Here is a 17939-nt window from a genome sequence, read left to right as displayed (position 1 = left end):
GGGCCCGGCGGGGCGGCGCCCCGTCAGGGCACTCGCGCCGCCTCCTCGCGGCCCTGGGCCCACAGGGAACGGACATGGCCGAGGTGGCGGGTCATGCAGGCCTCCGCCGCCTCGACGTCCCCGGCCAGCATCACATCGAGCAGCTCCACGTGCTCCTCGGCGGACGGCAGCAGCTGGTCGTGTTCGTCGAGCCAGGTCAGGCCGTAGAGACGGGAGCGCTTGCGCAGGTCGCTCACCGTCTCGACGAGCCGGTCATTGCCATTGAGGCCCAGCAGTTCGAGATGGAAGCGGCGGTCGGCCTCCAGATAGCCGACGAGGTCATGGGCGGCGGCCGCGTCGACGATCTCCAGGGCGATCGGGCGGAGCGCTTCGAGCTGGGCGCGGGTCGCGGTGCGGGTGACCCGGCCGACGACCGGGACCTCGATCAGCGCCCGGATCTCGGTGTACTGGTCGAGATCGCGCTCGCTCACCTCGGTGATCCGGAAGCCCTTGTTGCGCACCGGCTCGACCAGCCCCTCGCGGGCCAGGTCGAGCATGGCCTCCCGCACCGGTGTGGCCGAGACCCCGAAGTCCGCGGCCAGACCGGGCGCCGAGTAGACCGTGCCCGGCCGGAGTTCACCGGCTATCAGGGCCGCACGCAGCTGATGGGCGACCTGGTCGCGCAGCCGGTGCTGAACGGTGGCCAGGCTCCGATGCTTGAGTTCACCCATCTCGGCCCTCCGAATGGCACGTCGAGTCGGCGCGGAGTGCCAGCGTACAATGTCACGTTGCGCCGGCGGCCCGACAATGGCCCGGCCGGGACCTGGGCTCAGGTGTCCCAGACCCGGCGGACCTGTTCGAAGCGGGTGGGCAGCGGAGGGCGGCGACCGGCGTACCGGGCGTTCGTACGGTGGACGAACCGGCGCCAGGAGAGCACCAGCCCCTGCCGGGTGATGGGCAGCCCGGCCACCACGGTCACGCCGTTGTCATGGGTGTGGTGCACCGTCAGCAACAGCGCGTCCGGCACCGACCCCTCCAGCTCGGCGCAGAGCTCCTGCCGCACCCGCAGCCAGCGGCGCAGCACCAGCACGGTGCCGCGGTCCAGGCCGTGCCGGCGCGGGACGCGATGCTTGCCGTGCTCGATGGTCACCCATCCGGAGTCCAGGTCCAGCGCGGACATGGTGCAGCGCAGCAGTCCGCCGTACCGGGCGCCGCTGGCCCGTGCCAGGCCCACCACCACGGCCAGCCGTACGGTCTCCGGCTTCGCGCCGTCCTCCATGGCCTGCACCGACAGCTGCCGCCAGATCCACTCCGCCTCCGCCGCCTGGACCAGCGGCCGCGGATAGCGGTCCTGCACCGCCTCCTTCGCCGTCCGCGTCTGGGACCGCGCTGCCATGTCCACCCCCTGGGAGCTTCGCGACACCGAGTCGCTTGGCACACTATTTCTTCCGTCGATGTCCTCGTCAAGGGCATCACGGCGGTACGGTCGTCCGTGTGCGTCTACTGCTGATGTCCGACACCCATCTCCCCCGGCGCGCCAAGGCGCTCCCCGGGGAATTGCTGGAGCGGCTGCCGCACGCCGATGTGGTGGTCCACGCGGGCGACTGGGTCGACCTCGCCACCCTCGATCTGCTCCAGGAGCGATCGCGCCGGCTGATCGGGGTGTACGGCAACAACGACGGGCCCGAGCTGCGGGCGCGGCTGCCGGAGGTGGCCCGGGCCGAGCTGGCGGGGGTGCGGCTGGGCGTGGTGCACGAGACCGGAGCGGCGCGGGGGCGGGAGCGGCGCTGCGCCGAGCGGTTCCCCGGCCTTGATGTGCTGGTGTTCGGCCACAGCCATATCCCGTGGGACTCCACGGCCGAGGGGCCGCAGGGACCGCTGCGGCTGCTCAACCCCGGCTCCCCCACCGATCGGCGCCGACAGCCGTACTGTACGTATCTGACGGCCACGATCGAGGGCGGGCGGCTGACCGCCGTGGAGCTGCACCGGCTGCCGCCCCGCCGCTGACCGATCGCCGTTCCCCGGGTGTGATGGCCGCGCCCGTTTCCTTCCGTTCGCTCGTCTCTCTTTTCAGCCCCGGTATCCGACAGGTCCTTTTCGGTGCCGAGGAGTGTGTGATGACGGCGAAAAATGGCGAGTCCGCGGGGCGATGGGCCCCGGCGGCGGTGTCCGCGACCGTGTTCTGCGTCCAGCTGGACGCGTTCGCGCTGAACCTGGCCCTGCCCGGGATCGGGCGGGATCTGGGGGCGGCGGGCGGCGGTCTGCAGTGGGTGGTGAGCGGGTATCTGCTCGCGGCCGGCGCGCTGATGGTGGGTGCGGGGCGGCTGGGCGATCTGTACGGCCGCCGCCGGTTGCTGATGGCGGGGCTTGCGGTGTTCGGCGGGGCGTCGCTGGTCTGTGCGCTGGCCCCGTCGCTTCGGGTGCTGGTGGGCGCGCGGGTGGTGCAGGGCGCGGGCGGGGCGATGGCCATGCCGGCCGGTCTCGCGCTGCTCACGAACGCCTGCTCGCCCGGTTCGCGGGCGCGGGTCATGGGCCGGGCGCTGGGGGTCGGGGGCGTGGCCACGGTGTGCGGGCCGTACGTCGGCGGGGTGCTGACCGAGGCCGTGTCCTGGCGGGCGGTGTGCTGGCTGAACGTACCCCTCGCGCTGCTCGCGGCGGTGTGCGCGGCGCGGGCCGGGGAGTCGCGGGACACCACCGCGCCGGCGTCCGTGGACGTGGCGGGGCTGGTCACGGCGACCGGCGCGCTCGCGGCGCTCGCGGTCCTGGTCGACCGGGGGCAGCTGTGGGGCTGGGTCTCGGGCCGTTCGGCGGTGGCCCTGGCGCTGGCGGTCGGGCTCGGGGCCGTCTTCGTACGGCATGAGCGGGCGGCGGCGCATCCGCTGGTGGATCTCGCGCTGTTCGGCAACCGGCCCTTTGTGGCGCTCACGGCGGCGGGGGCGGCGGCCAATACCGCGACCGTGGTCGTCCTGTTCGCCGTGCCCCTGGCGCTGCAGGGGCCGTGGCGGCTGTCGGCGGCGGGCGCGGGGGCGGCATTCCTGGCCCCGGCGGCGGCGATGGCGCTGGCCGGGCCGGTGGCGGGGCGGATCCGCACGGCGGACGCGGTGCGGGCGATGGCCGGGGCCCTGGTGCTGGGGGCGGCGGCGCTGGGCGCCGCCACCGCGGCGCCGACCCTGCCGGTCTTCCTCGTCGCGGTCACGGGGTGCGGGGCCGCGCTCGGGGTCGCGGGCGCCCTGACGCTCATCGCCACCCAGGCGGTGGTGCGGCCCGACCGCGCCGGGGAGGCGTCGGGGGTGACCAAGACGGTCATCACCACCGCGGCGGGGCTGGGGGTGACCCTGTCCGGGCCCGCCGCCGGCGCACACGGCACCGCCACGGCCACAGCGGTCGACGCGGCCCTGATGGCGGCCGGGGGCTGCTGTCTGGCCGGGGCCGCGCTCCTGGTGCTGACGACGGTACGGCCCGGCGGCGCACGCGGGGGCCGCTCCGCGGCCGACGGGTGCCCGGATTGAACCCCGCAGCTCGATGGAATAGAAAGTATTTAAGGTGCATATCGGATCTCGGCTCGACGATCCGCGCCGAGCCCGACCAGACGAGGGCGCCATGACTTCTTCCCACCCCGAGAACGCCACCGCACCCGCCCCGGCCTCGCCCAGGTCAGCGGCGCATGTGCTCCGAGCCCATGATGTCGGTCTGCTGGTTCTCCGACTCGGCGTCGGGCTGATCGTCGCCGCGCGCGGCGCACAGCACCTCTTCGGCTGGTGGGGCGGCCTGGGCATCGACAAGACGGCCGTGGCGTTCGCGCAGTTCGGCTATCCGGCGCCCAAGGCCATGGCCGTGATCGCCGGGCTCACCGAGACCTTCGGCGGCCTCGCCCTCGCCGTGGGGCTGCTCACCCCGGTCGCCGGTGCGGCCGTCGCGGCCACGATGGCCAACGCCGTCGCCGCCGCCTCGCCACTCGGCTATTTCGGCGGTTTCGAGTTCCCGCTGCTGGTCGGGGTCGGCGCGGCCGGGCTCGCGCTCTCCGGCGCCGGCCGGATCTCCCTCGACGCGCTCCTCCCCTCCTGCGGTCGCAGCGGCTGATCTACGGCATCACCATGCTGGTGCTGGCGGCGATCCTGGCGACGGTGACGATCCTCCTCAGCAAGACCTGACGGCCACCGTCACGGGGCCACGAGGAGCCCGGGCACGGGGCGGGAAGAAGGATCGCCGTAGCACGGGTGAACACCAGGGGCCGGTTCTCCGTATCGCTCTGTGTGCGTCCTGCCCATGGGACGCGCGCCGCCCGCACAGGCCGATACCGAGACCGGAGGCCCCGTCCATGAACGACCCGTTCATCCCTCCCATCCAGGCGCTGCCGGATGGCGACGCCGAAGTCCGCCTGGTGCTCCATCTGCCCTGGGAAGTGGTCGCCGCGCTGGGCCAGGAGGCCGGCCGGCTGGCGGCCCAGACGCAGCGGCCGGTGAGCCTCGACGAGGCGGTCAGCCATCGGCTGCGCCAGGGGACCCACACCATCGGTGTCCACGCCAAGCCCGAGCGGGAGCGGACCCAGCCCGCGGCCACGGCGCCCCACCCCGCACCGCCGCTGGCGGCCCGCTCCCCCGGTGAGCAGGCCCGGCAGGCGATCGAGAAGATCAACGGGTCGGCGCATCCGCACAACGGCACCGCGAACGGCAGCGCCGGTGCCGCCGAGACCACGGGCCCGCAGCACACCACCGGCGCCCCGGAACCGGCCCCGCCCGACACCCGGGGCATCCTGGAGCGCCCCACCAGGGCCACCGGAACGGTGAACGGCACGTCCACGGAGATGCCGAGATAGCACCGGACCCAGACATCGGGCAACGGCTGGAATGGCCGCGGATACGAGGGTGCCGTCCTCCACCGGACGGCACCCTCGTATGTGCGGCACCTCGAAGGTGCGAGGCTCAGCCCCTCGCCCTACTCGACGTGGTCCAGCGCCGCGGCGACGATGCCGTCGCTGTCGATGCCGTGGTAGCGGTAGACGTCCTCGATCGCACCGGACTGGCCGAACCGGGTCACGCCGAGGGTGGTGACGGGCGTGTTCTGGATCGTGCCCAGGAAGGACAGGGTGTGCGGGTGTCCGTCCAGCACGGTGACCAGCGGCGTGGTCCGCTCGGCGGGGAAGACCTGGTCGAGGATCCAGGTCGGGTCCTCCGACAGGCCACGGCGGGCCTGCAGCGCGCGGAAGAGCAGGTCCGGGCTGGTCACGCACACGACATCGGCGCCGTGGCCGAGTGCGGCGAGCCGGTCGGCGGCGGCCAGGGCCTCGGGGACCAGTGCGCCCATCGCGGCGATGGTCACCTCCGGGTTCTCGTGCTGCCTCAGCCGGTAGGCTCCGGCGACCGCGTGCCGGCGGCGCCGCTCACGCGCGGCCGGGTCGGTCGGCACCGCGGCCGCGGACTGGTCGACGGGCCGGGTGGACAGCCGCAGGTAGGCCGAACTCCCGTCCGGCCGACCGAGGTTGCCGAGCGCGGCCAGCAAACACCATTCGGTGTCGATCGCGAACGCGGGCTCGTAGGTGACACAGCCGGGCTGCTCGATACCCAGTGACGGAGTGGTGATCGACTGGTGGGCACCGCCCTCGGGAGCGAGCGTGACACCGGACGGCGTGCCGACCAGGATCGACTGGCCACCGGCGTAGATACCGAAGGACCACGGCTCCAGCGCCCTGTTGACGAAGGGGTCGTAGACCACACCGATCGGCAGCAGCGGCTGGCCCCAGCGGCTCCAGGTGGTGCCCAGTTCGCCGAGCAGACCGACCAAGTTGGTCTCCGCTATGCCCAGCTCCACATGCTGGCCCGTGGGCCGCTCCCGCCAGTGCAGGATCGTCTCGGCGTCGTCGGCGAACCAGTTGGGGCGCTCGGTCGGGGACCACACCCCGACCTTGTTGAGCCAGCCGCCGAGATTGGTGCTGGAGCTGACGTCGGGGCTGACGGTGACGATCCGTGCCGCCGCCTCCGGCGCCCGCCGGGTGAGGTCCAGCAGGACGCGCCCGAGCGCCTGCTGGGTGTTGCCGGTGCCGGTCGGTGCCGGGCGGGCCAGGTCGGCGGGCACCTCGGGGGCCGCCGCGACGCGTGTCCGGGGCGGCGCAGCCGATCGGCGGCCGCCGCGCACAGGGCCGCTTCCGGCGAGCCGTCGCCGAAGGCCGCCCAGGGGCGGTCGAGGTCCGTCCCCAGACGGTCGGCCAGCGCCTTCATCTGGTCGCCGGTCAGCAGCGAGGAATGGTTCTGCGGATGGCCCTCGGTGGGCAGCCCGCAGCCCTTGACCGTATACGCGAAGATCACGGTCGGGCGGGTGTCGTCGACGGCGTCGTACGCGTCCATGAGGGCGGGGATGTCATGGCCGCCCAGATTGCGCACCGCCGCCAGCAGCGAGCCATCGTCCAGGGGTGCGATGAGGTCGGCGATCGGCCCGGCCGTGGAGCCGGTGCCGGGCAGGCGCTCACGCAGTTCGTCGGCGGAACACCGCAGCAGGCGCTGGTATTCGGGGTTGCCCATGGCGTCGATACGGGCGCGCAGCGCCTCGCCGCCCGGCCGTGCGAACAACTGCTGCAGGAGCTGCCCGTACTTGAGGTTGATCACCTGCCAGCCGGCTGCGGTGAACATGCCCCGCAGCCGCTCCGCGGCGATACCGGGCACCACGCGGTCCAGGGACTGCCGGTTGAGGTCGACGACCCACACCACCTCGCCCAGGCCCGGCACCATCGGGTCCTGGATCGCCTCCCAGATCGCGCCCTCGTCCAGTTCCGCGTCGCCCAGCAGGGAGTACTGCCGTCCCGTACCGGCCCCGCCGAAATGCCCATCGGCGTAGCGGCGCGCGATGGCTCCCCACAGGGGGGCGGTGGCGCCGATGCCGACCGAACCGGTGGAGTAGTCGACCGGGTCGGGGTCCTTGGACCGGCTGGGGTAGCTCTGCAGGCCGCCGAAGGCGCGCAGGGTGGTCAGACAGGACTCGTCCAGCTCGCCCAGCAGGTAGTTGATCGCATGCAGCACGGGCGAGGCGTGAGGCTTGACCGACACCCGGTCCTCGGAGGTCAGCGCGTGGAACCACAGCGCCGTCATGATCGAGGTCATCGAGGCGCTGGACGCCTGGTGACCGCCGACCTTCAGCCCCGAAGGGTTCGGCCGCACCCGGTTGGCATGATCGATGATCGCCGTGGACAGCCACAGCACGCGCCGTTCGACCGCCTCGAGCGCGGCGAGTTCCGCCTCCTTGGCGACGCCCGGGCCCTTGCCGCCGGCTGACCTCGGCTCCGAGTTCACGACCGTCACAGAGCGCACCCCACTGTCCGCACCTTGCTTCCGCAAAAATTGACGTTGTGCTCCGCAAGTAGACAGATAATCCTTTGGATGCACAACATGTTCCCGTAGCACTGTGCATTCTGCTCAGACTCCGAGGCGGATGAGGGACATCGATTGGGCACCATGAGCGATGAACGAGGCGTGGACGCCACCGACGCGCGGATCCTGCTCGCCCTTGCCGCCGATCCACGAGCCACCATCGTCGCCCTCGCCGAACAGCTGGGGTTGTCCCGCAACACCGTCCAGGCCCGGGTGGCCAGATTGGAGCAGGGCGGCGCGCTGGACTCCTTCGAACGCCGGATCACCCCGAGGGCGCTGGGCCATCCCCTCACCGCGTTCGTCACCGCGCGGGTCCATCAGCACCGGTTGGCCGAGGTGTCCGAATCGCTGGCGGGCATCGACGAGGTCGTGGAGGTCTTCGGCCTCAGCGGCGAGACGGATCTGCTCATACGGGTGGCCTCCACGGACGTGGAGGCCCTGTACGGAATCGCGGGACAGATCCTGGCCATCCCCGGCATCGAGCGCACCACGACGGCCCTGGCCATGCGCGAACTGGTGCCTCACCGCCTCACCCCACTGCTGCGCCGTGCCGCGGCGGGTGGATAGCGGGCTGTCGGGCGACACGGCGGGCCGGGGGAACTCCTGGATACCGCCGGGTCACGGCGGCGCCCGGAAGCGAGGTCAGCCGGCGGCGCCGACCTTGGTGTCATCCGCTGCCGGTTCGGGGGACACGGCGGACGGATGCAGCACGGCCCGGGCCCGGTCGGCGTCGAAGTCGTTCACCGCGACCGCCATCAGCGCCCTGGAGAACCGCGAAAGCCACCGCGAGAACTGACGCGGCCGGCGCGGCTGAAGCGCTCGACGATCACGGACCCAGGATGGGCCGGGCGAGGGTGATGGTGTGCCCTTCACCACCGTCTGAAGATGTCTTCCGCGGTGTGCGGAACACCCGTGGCTTTCCGTGGGATTATCGCTTCCTTCAGCCCCGCGACGGCGGCGGCGACGGCCTCGCTCGGGCCCGAGACGACCGGCTGGGTGGGCGAGTTGTGGTTGGCGCCACCACGTCGTCCGCCAGGTCCGCGAGGCGCAGCACCTCCTCGACCTGACCGGCGGAGGCACCGACCGCGGCCATGGTCCCCGCGTCGCCCTCCGGGGCCCGGCCGAGGATGGCCTCGGCGCGGGCGGCGCCGGCGGCGAGCAGTTCGTCGGGGGTGAACACTCCGGCGGCGGCGAGCGCGGCGAGTTCGCCGTAGCTGTGGCCGCCGGCCATCGCGGGGCGCACCCCGAGCGAGCTGAGCAGGTCGGTGGCGGCGAGCGCGGTGGTGCCGAGGGCGGGCAGGACCACCGCCGTGTCGGTGATCCGGGCCTGGGTGCGGGCCGCGGCCTCGGCGTCGAGCGCGGCCGGCGGGAAGAGCGCGTCGGCCCAGCGGGCGCCGAGGTGCAGATGGCGGTGGATTCCGGGGAAGGCCGCGAAGAGCGACGCGAGCATCCCGGGGCGCCTGGCTGCCCTGGCCCGGAAAGTGCAGCGCGAGCTGGCCCTCCGCGACCTCCCGCGGCACGGCGCGGGCGAGGGTGGATGCCGTCGGCGGGGGCGGGTTCGCCCTCGGCGGCCCGGCGCAACAGCTCTGGCAGTTCGGCCGACGAGCGGGCGATCACCGCGATCAGTACGGGTTCGCCGCGCACGGTTGGCGCGCCATTCAATCCCACCGTAAGTCGTCACACGCTGACGGGCCTTGAGGACGAATTCGCTAGCGCTCACTTCTTGCCAGCCTCCGATCTGCCGCCAACATCACCAAATTCCGACTCTCCTGTTTCAGGAGAAAAGGCGAGGGCCCGGGAATCGCAAGTCGCGCGATTCTCGGGCCTTGCACTTGACACAAAGGCCGCATCAGGCCCGGAGGATGCTCATCGACCGCCTCGTCTCGCCCGAGCCCAGCCAGCTCGTGTCGCCCGAGCCCAGCCGACAGTCACACCAGAGGATGCTCATCGACCACTTCGTGTCGCCCGAGCCCAGCCAGCAGTCAAAGTCGAGAGCGCCAGGAATATGCTGGGAACTCGAAGGATTGACGATGGCGTTGCCGCGTGCCTCGCAGCTGGCCGCCGAGTAGAACCAGTTCTCGTAGTAGACCTCCCAGCCCTGAACCTTCTGGACCGCCATTTGTGGCGCTGCTACTGAGGACTCAACGGCCGTAGCTTGCGTCGCCGTTACAGCGCCGAAGCCGAGGAGCGCGGCACACATAGCCCCAATGACAGCGAACCTCGATAACTTCATGACAAACTCCCTTCTCGCTTGTCCCGGCATAGCTGTTATCGACCGCGTCGAACGTACCGCCGGGCGCCCGGGACCCGTCCCGTCGTCCTCGCGCCGAGGCGCGTACAACTGTCGCGTAGCCGGAGGGAGTCCCACCTTCCCGCTGCCACGGATTTCGGCGTGGCGCGACGACGCGGTGGCTGAGCGAGACGCGTGCATCGTGAACCCTCCAGGTGAGGCGGGCTGGTGCGCGGCCGAGCACTGGGTCAAGGACGGGCTCCTAGGCTCGGCGTATTCGGGTCCAGGTTCTGCAGCATGGCCATTCCCGGCACTTCTTCTCGCTATCGGTCAGTGGGAGTCGCTGGCGCCCGCGCCCTGGGGGTACCAGCGGAGTCCGAGGGTGTTGGTGTCCGGGTCCTGGATGTAGATGGAGGTGGCGGTGCCGCACTTCGGGCGCACGGCCGAGGGGTTGCGGCTGATGACCGGACGGGTGAGCCCGCGGGCTCAGGCGAGAGCGGCGACCAGCAGGGTGAAGGCGGCGATGATGACGGCGACGCGGACGTAGTGGAAGCGGTCCCAGCGGTTCATCTGCTCCTTCCAGTCGGCGGGCCGGTTGTCAGGGGTCCACGTCTTGCCCCGGTTGTTGATCGGGACGAGCAGCAGAAGCGACATGATCACGCTGAGGATCAGCAGCGCGCCGGCGGTGACGACGAGGCCGGTGCCGTGGTGGTGCCATCCGGCGATGGCCCAGACCGCGACAAGGGCGAGCGAAGTGAGGTACCAGACCGGCATCACGGCGCCGAGCATCCGGCCCCCGTGGGCGTGGCCGAGTTGACCGCTGTCCTCCGGGAGGGCGTTGAGGATCGGGTTGATGACGAAGGCGACGGAGAACTCCACCCCCACCATCACGCCGACGACCACGGTGGTGACGACCTCGAGTGCGTTGAGCATGACGCCCACCCCTCTTCGCATCTAGTGTTGCTAGCTGGCGAGGCAACGCTAGTGCTGCTTTAGCTCGCTTGTCTAGCGATGCTAGGATCGAATCATGTCGGTACAGGAACGCAAGGAGCGCGAACGGGCAGCCCGCGAGCGCCTCATCGTGGCGACGGCCCGCGAACTCGCCGAGCAGCAGGGCTGGGACGCCGTCACCACCCGTCGGCTCGCCGAGCGCATCGAGTACAGCCAGCCCGTCCTCTACAGCCACTTCCGTGGCAAACGGGAGATCATCGGTGCCGTCGCCCTCCAGGGCGCCACCGAGCTGGCCGCGGCGGTGCGTGCCGCGGCCTCCAGCGCGAACAGCCCGCGCGAGCGGGTCGCCGCCCTCGCCCGCGCCTACCTCGACTTCGCTCAACGCCATCCGGCGGTCTACGACGCCATCTTCCAGCTCGACGGCGGTCTCGCGTACGCACAGGAGGACACCCCGGAACCTCTCAAGGACGCTTTCGCCGCGCTGCTGGAGTGCCTCGGCGAGGTCGCCGGGGACGGCGTCCACCCGGGGCTGTTCACCGAGGTGTTCTGGGCGTCCCTGCACGGCGTCGCGACCCTGACCCGGGCGGGGCGGCTGCCGCCGGAGGACACCGAGCCGAGGGTGGAGCTGCTGGTGGACCGGCTCGCCATGGTCTGACACACCATCCCGGCGGGCACTCAGCCGGGGCCCTCGGGCCCCGCCGCTGCCTGCCTGCGGCATCGCGGTCACTCGCGTCCACCCGGCGCAGCCGCAGATCGCCGGGCCCCCGTACCTCGGACGGGCACCCGCCCCGGAAGCTGCGATGCTCATTGATCACGACCCGATACGCACCCTAACGCCGCGTCATTCGCCGGTGCCCTCGTCGTCCTCGTCGAGGTGGACGGTCGCCGGGGCGACGACCCGGAGCAGGTGCAGGGTCTTGGCGATGCGCCCGTACTCGGCGAACGCCTGGCCCAGCGGGGTCGGCCGCCCCTCGGGGCCGAACATCCGCAGCAGGTGGTAGGCGCGGACCTGCCCGGTCACCAGTGAGCCGGTGACCCGCAGCATGTCCGGCCAGTGTGTGATGACCTTGGTCAGGTTGGCCTCGTTGCGGGCCAGGTCCTCCAGCGGCCCGTGGTCACCGTCCCCACACCGGGCATCTCCACCCGCCGGAGCCGCTGGTCGCCCAGGTCCTTGAAGCGCGGCGAGAAGTTGTAGCCCAGCAAGGCCCGAATCGCGCTCCTCGAACAACTCACCAGGCCCGGGTACTTCGTCGCCGGCGCCCACCTGGACTCGCCCGGAGTGGGGCAGGTGACACGCAAGGGCACTGGCTACGCGCTTGAGTACCTTGCGCCGTCGCTCGCCTGAATCTGTCGAGCACGCACCTGTGGCCGATGCCGCGCTGCGACCAGGATTCCTTGGCAGAAGACCTGGTCCTACGACGTGACGGGCGTGCGGGACCCCTCCCGGGCGCCCGCGTGTAGAACGGTCCCATGAACCCATCGGAATCACCGGCCCACCGCCGTAGGACCAGGCTGTCTGCGGCGCGCGGCCCGGCGGGGACCGTCTGCGTCCTGGCCCTCGCCGCCGCGCTGACCGGCTGCGGCTCCGACTCGGGCGGCGACACGGGGGCGCCCGCGCCAGCCGCATCCTCGCGTCCGGCCGAACCGTCCCCCGCCTCGCCGACACCCACGAAGCCCTCCTCATCACCGTCGCCGACCGCGGTGAAGCCGATGAAGCCGTCAACCCCGGCCGAGCTGCGGGCGTGTGCGGACGGAAGCTGCACGGTCGTCGTGACGAAGGGCACCGAGATCCCGCGCGTCGACGGCCTTCGGGCGGGACCGTTCTCGGTGAGCGCCGTCGGTGCCGAGGGCGTGGACCTGAGCTCGGTCGACGCGAGCGGATTCGCCTCCAACCTGCTCGGGCAGCGCCCCGACCAGGGCGGGCCCTCCACCGTCAACGAGCTGTCGATCGCCGTTCTCGCCATCGCGGGGGACACCGCGAAGCTGCGGCTCTTCCCGGCGAAGTAGGGCCAGTGCCGTTTCGGCCTACAACGCCGACAGCGCACCGTACGCGGGCGAGGGTCCGCATCCGATGACGATCATCCACCATGACTCCGGCCCCGCCACGCTGGAGCTGCAGTACGTCGCCCTGCCCGACGGCTGGGACCCAGAGGTCGACTTCGACTGGACGGATGAGGATGAGGATCACACCAAGGTCCAACTGGTGGTCTGCGACGATGCCGTCGCCACCGGAGAGACGCCCCTCACGTGGCCGCGCCCTGCCTTGGGCGGGAGGGGTCCCGGTGGGGGCGGGGTTCCATGGGGCCATGATGCGTAGAACGTCATCCACCGCCGCCCTCGCCGTTGTTGTCGCTGTCGTGTTCGCCGCTCTCACGTCGTGTTCCTCGGACACCTCGGACGGGTCCCCCGCCGAGGGCCGGCCCAGCGGGTCCGGCTCCGGGTCGCCGCCGACTCCCACGGAGTCGGCCACGCCGTCGCCCTCGCCAACCGGGCCGTGCGCTGACGGGACGTGCGAGATCGAGGTCGCCGCGGGAGACATTGTGACAGTGCCGGCGACGTACGGCCTCGGGCAGATCAAGGTGACGGCGATCGCTGGCCGCGAGGTCGAGATGGTCGCGCAGCTGACAGGTTCGGGCTTCAGCGTTTCGGGCTGTTCCGGTGGCGGCGGCGTGTCGTCGGAGGGCGGAGGCGGCGTCGGACTGAGCTGCGGTGAGGGACCCGCCGCGACCATCAACGACGCCATGAGCCTGAAGGTCGTCAAGATCCACGACACCGCCGCCGTCCTCCGTATCAAACCCGCCGGATGACCTACGGCTCGACCCTTGGGGCAGGGCTCCTCGCGTCTCCGTAGGGGGGCGGTACCGCGAGGGCTGCCCGCCGCAGGGCCCATCACGCGCACATCGCACGCTCACCACCCGTCCACCAGCCGCCTTGTGGATACCCCACAACTCGGCGCACCGGCCGGGTGGGAGAAAGATGACACACCTCGGCCGCTTTCTTCGGACACGCGTCCGCCGTCGGGAACATCGTGCAACTATGACCGGGCGATGCCCGGCTGACCGAGAGGGAAGATCCCCGCTCCCCTCGTCGTTGCCACCTCGCATAAGCATTCGATGCGCGTGACAGGAGTGGAACACCGTATGCCCAGCCCTTCCACCACCCAGCCCACCGCCCAGATCGGCGTCACCGGGCTCGCCGTCATGGGCAGCAACCTCGCCCGTAACTTCGCCCGGCACGGGCACACCGTCGCTCTCCACAACCGCACGTTCGCCAAGACCAAGGCGCTGATGGAGGAGCACGGCCACGAGGGGAGTTTCGTGCCGGCCGAGACCGCCGCGGAGTTCGTCGCGGCCCTGCAGCGGCCGCGGCGGCTCGTCATCATGGTCAAGGCGGGTGCGCCCACCGACGCCGTCATCGAGGAGTTCGCACCCCTCCTCGAAGAGGGCGACGTGATCATCGACGGGGGCAACGCCCACTTCGAGGACACCCGGCGCCGGGAGAAGTCCCTGCGCGAGCGCGGGCTGCACTTCGTGGGCACCGGCATCTCCGGCGGCGAGGAGGGCGCGCTCAACGGGCCCAGCATCATGCCCGGCGGGTCGGCGGAATCCTACAAGTCGCTCGGGCCGCTACTGGAGGACATCTCCGCCAAGGTGGACGGCACGCCGTGCTGCACCCACATCGGCCCGGACGGCGCCGGCCACTTCGTGAAGATGGTGCACAACGGCATCGAGTACGCGGACATGCAGCTCATCGCGGAGTCGTACGACCTGCTGCGACGGGCGCTGGGCATGGCGCCGGGTGAGATCGCCGAGGTCTTCCGCACCTGGAACGGCGGCCGGTTGGAGTCGTATCTGATCGAGATCACCGCCGAGGTGCTCGGGCACACCGACTCCGCCACCGGCAAGCCGTTCGTGGACGTGGTGCAGGACCAGGCCGAGCAGAAGGGCACCGGCCGCTGGACCGTCCAGACCGCGCTGGACCTGGGCGTGCCGGTGAGCGGGATCGCCGAGGCGGTGTTCGCCCGCTCGCTGTCCGGCCACGCGGATCTGCGGGACGCCTCGCAGGGGCTGCCGGGGCCGTCCGGCAAGAAGCTCACGGGCGCGGCGGCGGAGCGGTTCGCCGACGATGTCGAGCAGGCGCTGTACGCGTCGAAGATCGTGGCGTACGCGCAGGGCATCCACCAGATCGAGGCGGGCAGCCAGGAGTACGGCTGGGACATCGACCCGGGGGCGGTCGCGAAGATCTGGCGCGGCGGCTGCATCATCCGGGCGCGGTTCCTGAACCGGATCACCGAGGCGTACGCCAAGGACCGCAAGCCCGTCACGCTGCTCACCGATGACCACTTCGCCGAGGCGCTGGGCGCGGCGCAGGACGCCTGGCGGCGAGTGGTGGCCACCTCGGTCGAGCTGGGCGTGCCGGCGCCGGGCTTCTCGGCGGCCCTGGCGTACTACGACGCGCTGCGCTCGGAGCGGCTGCCCGCCGCGCTGGTGCAGGGGCAGCGGGACTTCTTCGGCGCGCACACCTACCGGCGGGTGGACCGCGAGGGTTCGTTCCACACGATGTGGGGCGCCGACCGCGACGAGCGTACGGCCTGACGTCGCGAGGGCCGTGTCCCCGCGCCGGGTTCCGGCGGGGACACGGCCCTCGTGCCATTGTGTGCGCGGCCGCGCCATGTGCACCGCGCCCGCACGAGGGGCGCGCCGTGTGCACCGCGCCCCTCGTGCGGTTGTGCCACCGACCTCGTACGTGCGGTTGTGCCACCGACCTCGTGCGGTCGCGCCACGGCCCGGACCTCGTGGCGTCGCGCCGCTGCCCGGCACTCATTCCGGCGCGCCGCGGCCGCCTCGTCAGGGCGTGTAGCGGCGGAAGGCGGGCACCGCGGCGGCCAGCCCGAGCGTGCTGACGGCCACCAGCAGCCCGCCCGCGGCGACCGCCGCGCGGGCCCCGACGAGGGAGCCCGCGGTGCCGTGCAGCAGGTCGGCGATGCGCGGGCCGCCCGCCACCACCACGGTGAACACGCCCTGCATCCGGCCGCGCATGTCGTCGGTGGCGGCCGACTGGAGAATCGCCCCGCGGAAGACCATCGAGACCATGTCGGCGACGCCCGCCAGGGCGAGGAAGGCCACCGCCCACCACAGGTTCGGGCTGAGCCCGAATCCGGCGATGGCCACGCCCCAGGCCACCACGGCGGTGATGACCATCAGGCCGTGGCGGCGGGCGCGGGAGAAGGTGCCGGACAGCAGACCGCCGGCCACCGCGCCGATCGGGATCGCCGCGAAGAGCAGGCCGAGCGCGAACCCCTCGCCCCAGGGCGCGTACGTGTGCGAGGCGAGCTGGGGGAAGAGCGCACGGGGCATGCCGAAGACCATGGCGATGATGTCCGCGAGGAAGGACATCAGCAGGATGCGGTGGGCGGCGATGTACCGGAAGCCGTCGACCACATCGCGCCACCCGGCCCGGCGGCCGCCGCCCCCGGCGCCCTCGGTGAGGGGCGGCAGGGCCGGCAGCCGCCAGACGGCCCACAGGGTGATGCACAGCGCCACGGCGTCGACGAGATAGAGCGTGGGCAGACCGAGGACGGGGATCAGGGCGCCCGCCAGCAGCGGGCCGATGATCATGCCCGTCTGGGCGACGGTGGACTGCAGGGCGCCCGCGGCGGGCAGTTCGTCGGCCGGGACGAGACGGGCGACGGAGGCGCTGCGGGCCGGGGAGTTCATGCCGAAGAAGCCCTGCTGGACGGCGAGCAGCACCATGAGCACCGCCACCGAGTCCAGACCGGCGAACGACTGTGCCCAGAACAACAGCGAGGTGACGGCGATGCCCACGTTGGTGACGAGCATCAGGGTGCGCCGGTCCATCCGGTCGGCGACCACCCCGCCCCACAGCGCGAAGACCACCAGCGGGAGGAGCCCCGCGAAGCTGGCGTAGCCGACCCACGCCGATGAGCCGGTGATGTCGTAGATCTGCTTGGGGACGGCCACGGCGGTCAGCTGGCTGCCGATGGCCGTGACGGTGGTGGAGGTCCACAGCCGTCGGAAGGGGCGGTGGCGCAGCGGCCGGGTGTCCATCACCCAACGACGCCAGCCGGCTTTCGGCGGCGGGGCGGGGGCGCCGTCCCCGGTCGTGTCGTCGTCCCGGGCGGTGGGTTCTATCTCGTCGTCGCTGCTTCTGGCGGTCTCCACGGCTGGTTCGATTCCTCCTACATCCATTCGGGCCGGGAACCATTGTGACGACCCCCGGCCCGCGCCGTGGCCCCGGCTCAGTCTCCGGCCGCGGGCCGCATCGACCGCGGGCGGTGGATGCTGCCGCTCAGGGAGGTCAGCCGGGTGCCGCTGCCGCCCCCGCGGTCGGCGATGATCTCGGCCGCGATGCTGATCGCGGTCTCCTCCGGAGTGCGGGCGCCGAGGTCCAGGCCGATCGGCGAGGCCAGGCGGGCCAGCGCCTCCTCGCCGAGGCCGGTGGCGCGCAGCCGGCGGAGCCGGTCGTCGTGGGTGCGGCGGGAGCCCATGGCGCCGACGTAGGCCATCGGCAGGCGCAGGGCGACGTCCAGCAGTGGCACATCGAACTTCGGATCGTGGGTGAGCACACAGACCACCGTGCGTTCGTCGATCCGGCCCGCCTCCGCCTCGGTGCGCAGATAGCGGTGCGGCCAGTCGGTCACCACCTCGTGTGCCTCGGGGAAACGGCGCGCGGTGGCGAAGACCGGCCGCGCGTCGCACACGGTGACGTGATAGCCGAGGTACGCGCCGATCCGGGCCATGGCCGCCGCGAAGTCGACGGCGCCGAAGACCAGCATCCTCGGCGGGGTGGCGTGGACGGAGACGAACAGGGTGAGCTCCTCGTCCATGCGCGTGCCGTCGTAGCCGTAGCGCAGGGTCTCGGTGCGCCCGCCGGCCAGCAGTCCGCGCGCGTCCTCGGCGATGGCCGCGTCCAGCCGCGCGGAGCCGAGGGAGCCCGAGGTGCCCTCGGGCCGTACGACCAGCCGTCGGCCCAGCCGCCCCTCCGGGTCGGGCCCGTCGACGGCCACGCAGATCACCTCGGCCACCGGCTCCCCCGCGGCCACCGCCGTGGCCACCTCGCCCAGTTCGGGGAAGCCTTCGGGGTCGACCCGCTCCACATACACATCGATGATTCCGCCGCAGGTCAGCCCGACCGCGAAGGCGTCGTCGTCGCTGACGCCGTAGCGCTCCAGCACGGGCCTGCCGCTGTCGGTCACCTCCTGCGCCAGTTCGTAGACGGCGCCCTCGACACAGCCGCCGGAGACACTGCCGATCGCGGCGCCATCGGGCCCGACCAGCATGCTCGTCCCGGGCGGCAGCGGGGAGGAGTGCCAGGTCGCCACCACCGTGGCACGGGCGAACGGCTCGCCCTCGCCCCACCATCGGTGCATCTGCGCTACGACGTCTCGCATGGAATCCAAA

General features: G+C 72.0%; 18 protein-coding genes and 2 pseudogenes. 10 read left to right on the top strand and 10 right to left on the bottom strand.

Going from position 1 to position 17939, the window contains the following annotated elements; translation table 11 throughout:
* Positions 1-23: 23 nt before the first annotated feature.
* Both BLV72_RS34890 and BLV72_RS34885 read right to left on the bottom strand, forming a co-directional pair.
* On the bottom strand, positions 24-710 hold the full coding sequence (locus BLV72_RS34890) for a GntR family transcriptional regulator (RefSeq protein ID WP_093467388.1): 687 nt from the start codon (positions 708-710) through the stop codon (positions 24-26).
* Between the two features lie 98 nt (positions 711-808).
* Positions 809-1375, bottom strand: coding sequence for a tyrosine-type recombinase/integrase (locus BLV72_RS34885; protein ID WP_093470725.1), 567 nt, complete (start codon positions 1373-1375; stop codon positions 809-811).
* A 98-nt stretch (positions 1376-1473) separates the two neighbouring features.
* Between BLV72_RS34885 and BLV72_RS34880 the strand changes: the two genes are divergently transcribed.
* From BLV72_RS34880 to BLV72_RS34865, 4 genes are all read left to right on the top strand, one after another.
* Positions 1474-1986, top strand: coding sequence for a metallophosphoesterase family protein (locus tag BLV72_RS34880; RefSeq protein ID WP_093467386.1), 513 nt, complete (start codon positions 1474-1476; stop codon positions 1984-1986).
* A gap of 110 nt (positions 1987-2096) precedes the next feature.
* Positions 2097-3488 carry an MFS transporter gene (locus tag BLV72_RS34875; protein WP_093467385.1) on the top strand — a complete coding sequence of 464 codons (1392 nt, stop codon included), beginning with the start codon at positions 2097-2099 and terminating at the stop codon, positions 3486-3488.
* A 91-nt stretch (positions 3489-3579) separates the two neighbouring features.
* Positions 3580-4059 (top strand): DoxX family protein, encoded by a 480-nt coding sequence (locus BLV72_RS34870; RefSeq protein WP_342030692.1) that lies wholly within the window; start codon positions 3580-3582, stop codon positions 4057-4059.
* Between the two features lie 238 nt (positions 4060-4297).
* The gene (locus BLV72_RS34865) at positions 4298-4795 is read left to right on the top strand and encodes a hypothetical protein (RefSeq protein ID WP_093467383.1); all 498 of its coding nucleotides are present in this window, start codon (positions 4298-4300) and stop codon (positions 4793-4795) included.
* Positions 4796-4914: 119 nt separating this feature from the next.
* Here BLV72_RS34865 and BLV72_RS50400 read toward each other — a convergent pair whose 3' ends face one another.
* Together BLV72_RS50400 and BLV72_RS50395 are read right to left on the bottom strand one after the other, a co-directional pair.
* On the bottom strand, positions 4915-6051 hold the full coding sequence (locus tag BLV72_RS50400; RefSeq protein ID WP_244321154.1) for a transketolase-like TK C-terminal-containing protein: 1137 nt from the start codon (positions 6049-6051) through the stop codon (positions 4915-4917).
* Positions 6052-6614: 563 nt separating this feature from the next.
* Positions 6615-7058, bottom strand: a pseudogene (locus tag BLV72_RS50395) (thiamine pyrophosphate-dependent enzyme); the annotation flags it as partial.
* A gap of 363 nt (positions 7059-7421) precedes the next feature.
* On the opposite strand from BLV72_RS50395, the gene BLV72_RS34855 reads away from it, so the two are divergent.
* Positions 7422-7904 carry an Lrp/AsnC family transcriptional regulator gene (locus tag BLV72_RS34855; protein ID WP_093470724.1) on the top strand — a complete coding sequence of 161 codons (483 nt, stop codon included), beginning with the start codon at positions 7422-7424 and terminating at the stop codon, positions 7902-7904.
* Between the two features lie 373 nt (positions 7905-8277).
* Here BLV72_RS34855 and BLV72_RS34850 read toward each other — a convergent pair whose 3' ends face one another.
* The 3 genes from BLV72_RS34850 to BLV72_RS34840 all read right to left on the bottom strand — a co-directional run bounded on the left by BLV72_RS34850 (position 8278) and on the right by BLV72_RS34840 (position 10500).
* On the bottom strand, positions 8278-8787 hold the full coding sequence (locus BLV72_RS34850; protein WP_093467382.1) for an acyltransferase domain-containing protein: 510 nt from the start codon (positions 8785-8787) through the stop codon (positions 8278-8280).
* A gap of 399 nt (positions 8788-9186) precedes the next feature.
* Positions 9187-9456 (bottom strand): hypothetical protein, encoded by a 270-nt coding sequence (locus BLV72_RS34845; protein ID WP_143059829.1) that lies wholly within the window; start codon positions 9454-9456, stop codon positions 9187-9189.
* Between the two features lie 597 nt (positions 9457-10053).
* Positions 10054-10500 carry an anthrone oxygenase family protein gene (locus BLV72_RS34840; protein WP_093467379.1) on the bottom strand — a complete coding sequence of 149 codons (447 nt, stop codon included), beginning with the start codon at positions 10498-10500 and terminating at the stop codon, positions 10054-10056.
* Between the two features lie 94 nt (positions 10501-10594).
* Here BLV72_RS34840 and BLV72_RS34835 point away from each other — a divergent pair, with 94 nt between their 5' ends.
* A complete protein-coding gene (locus BLV72_RS34835) occupies positions 10595-11173 on the top strand; it encodes a TetR/AcrR family transcriptional regulator (RefSeq protein ID WP_093467377.1) in 579 nt (192 codons plus the stop codon).
* Positions 11174-11404: 231 nt separating this feature from the next.
* On the opposite strand, the pseudogene BLV72_RS34830 reads toward BLV72_RS34835, so the two are convergent.
* Positions 11405-11730 (bottom strand): annotated as a pseudogene (locus BLV72_RS34830) (Tn3 family transposase); the annotation flags it as partial.
* Between the two features lie 498 nt (positions 11731-12228).
* Here BLV72_RS34830 and BLV72_RS34825 point away from each other — a divergent pair.
* The 4 genes from BLV72_RS34825 to gndA all read left to right on the top strand — a co-directional run bounded on the left by BLV72_RS34825 (position 12229) and on the right by gndA (position 15113).
* Complete coding sequence (locus tag BLV72_RS34825; RefSeq protein ID WP_143059828.1) at positions 12229-12525, top strand: hypothetical protein; 297 nt, start codon at positions 12229-12231, stop codon at positions 12523-12525.
* A gap of 64 nt (positions 12526-12589) precedes the next feature.
* On the top strand, positions 12590-12835 hold the full coding sequence (locus BLV72_RS34820; protein ID WP_093467374.1) for a hypothetical protein: 246 nt from the start codon (positions 12590-12592) through the stop codon (positions 12833-12835).
* A 229-nt stretch (positions 12836-13064) separates the two neighbouring features.
* Positions 13065-13325, top strand: coding sequence for a hypothetical protein (locus BLV72_RS34815; RefSeq protein WP_244321153.1), 261 nt, complete (start codon positions 13065-13067; stop codon positions 13323-13325).
* Positions 13326-13658: 333 nt separating this feature from the next.
* Positions 13659-15113 carry an NADP-dependent phosphogluconate dehydrogenase gene (gndA, locus tag BLV72_RS34810; RefSeq protein ID WP_093467370.1) on the top strand — a complete coding sequence of 485 codons (1455 nt, stop codon included), beginning with the start codon at positions 13659-13661 and terminating at the stop codon, positions 15111-15113.
* A gap of 252 nt (positions 15114-15365) precedes the next feature.
* On the opposite strand, the gene BLV72_RS34805 is transcribed toward gndA, so the two are convergent.
* Both BLV72_RS34805 and BLV72_RS34800 read right to left on the bottom strand, forming a co-directional pair.
* Positions 15366-16700 carry an MFS transporter gene (locus BLV72_RS34805; protein ID WP_093467368.1) on the bottom strand — a complete coding sequence of 445 codons (1335 nt, stop codon included), beginning with the start codon at positions 16698-16700 and terminating at the stop codon, positions 15366-15368.
* 77 nt (positions 16701-16777) lie between these two features.
* Entirely contained in the window at positions 16778-17929 is a 1152-nt protein-coding gene (locus BLV72_RS34800; protein WP_093467366.1) for an XdhC family protein, read from the bottom strand.
* Positions 17930-17939 lie beyond the last annotated feature (10 nt).

It is taken from the genome of Streptomyces melanosporofaciens, assembly GCF_900105695.1.
GTDB lineage: Bacteria > Actinomycetota > Actinomycetes > Streptomycetales > Streptomycetaceae > Streptomyces > Streptomyces antimycoticus.
This window is presented reverse-complemented; position numbering and strand designations above follow the sequence as displayed.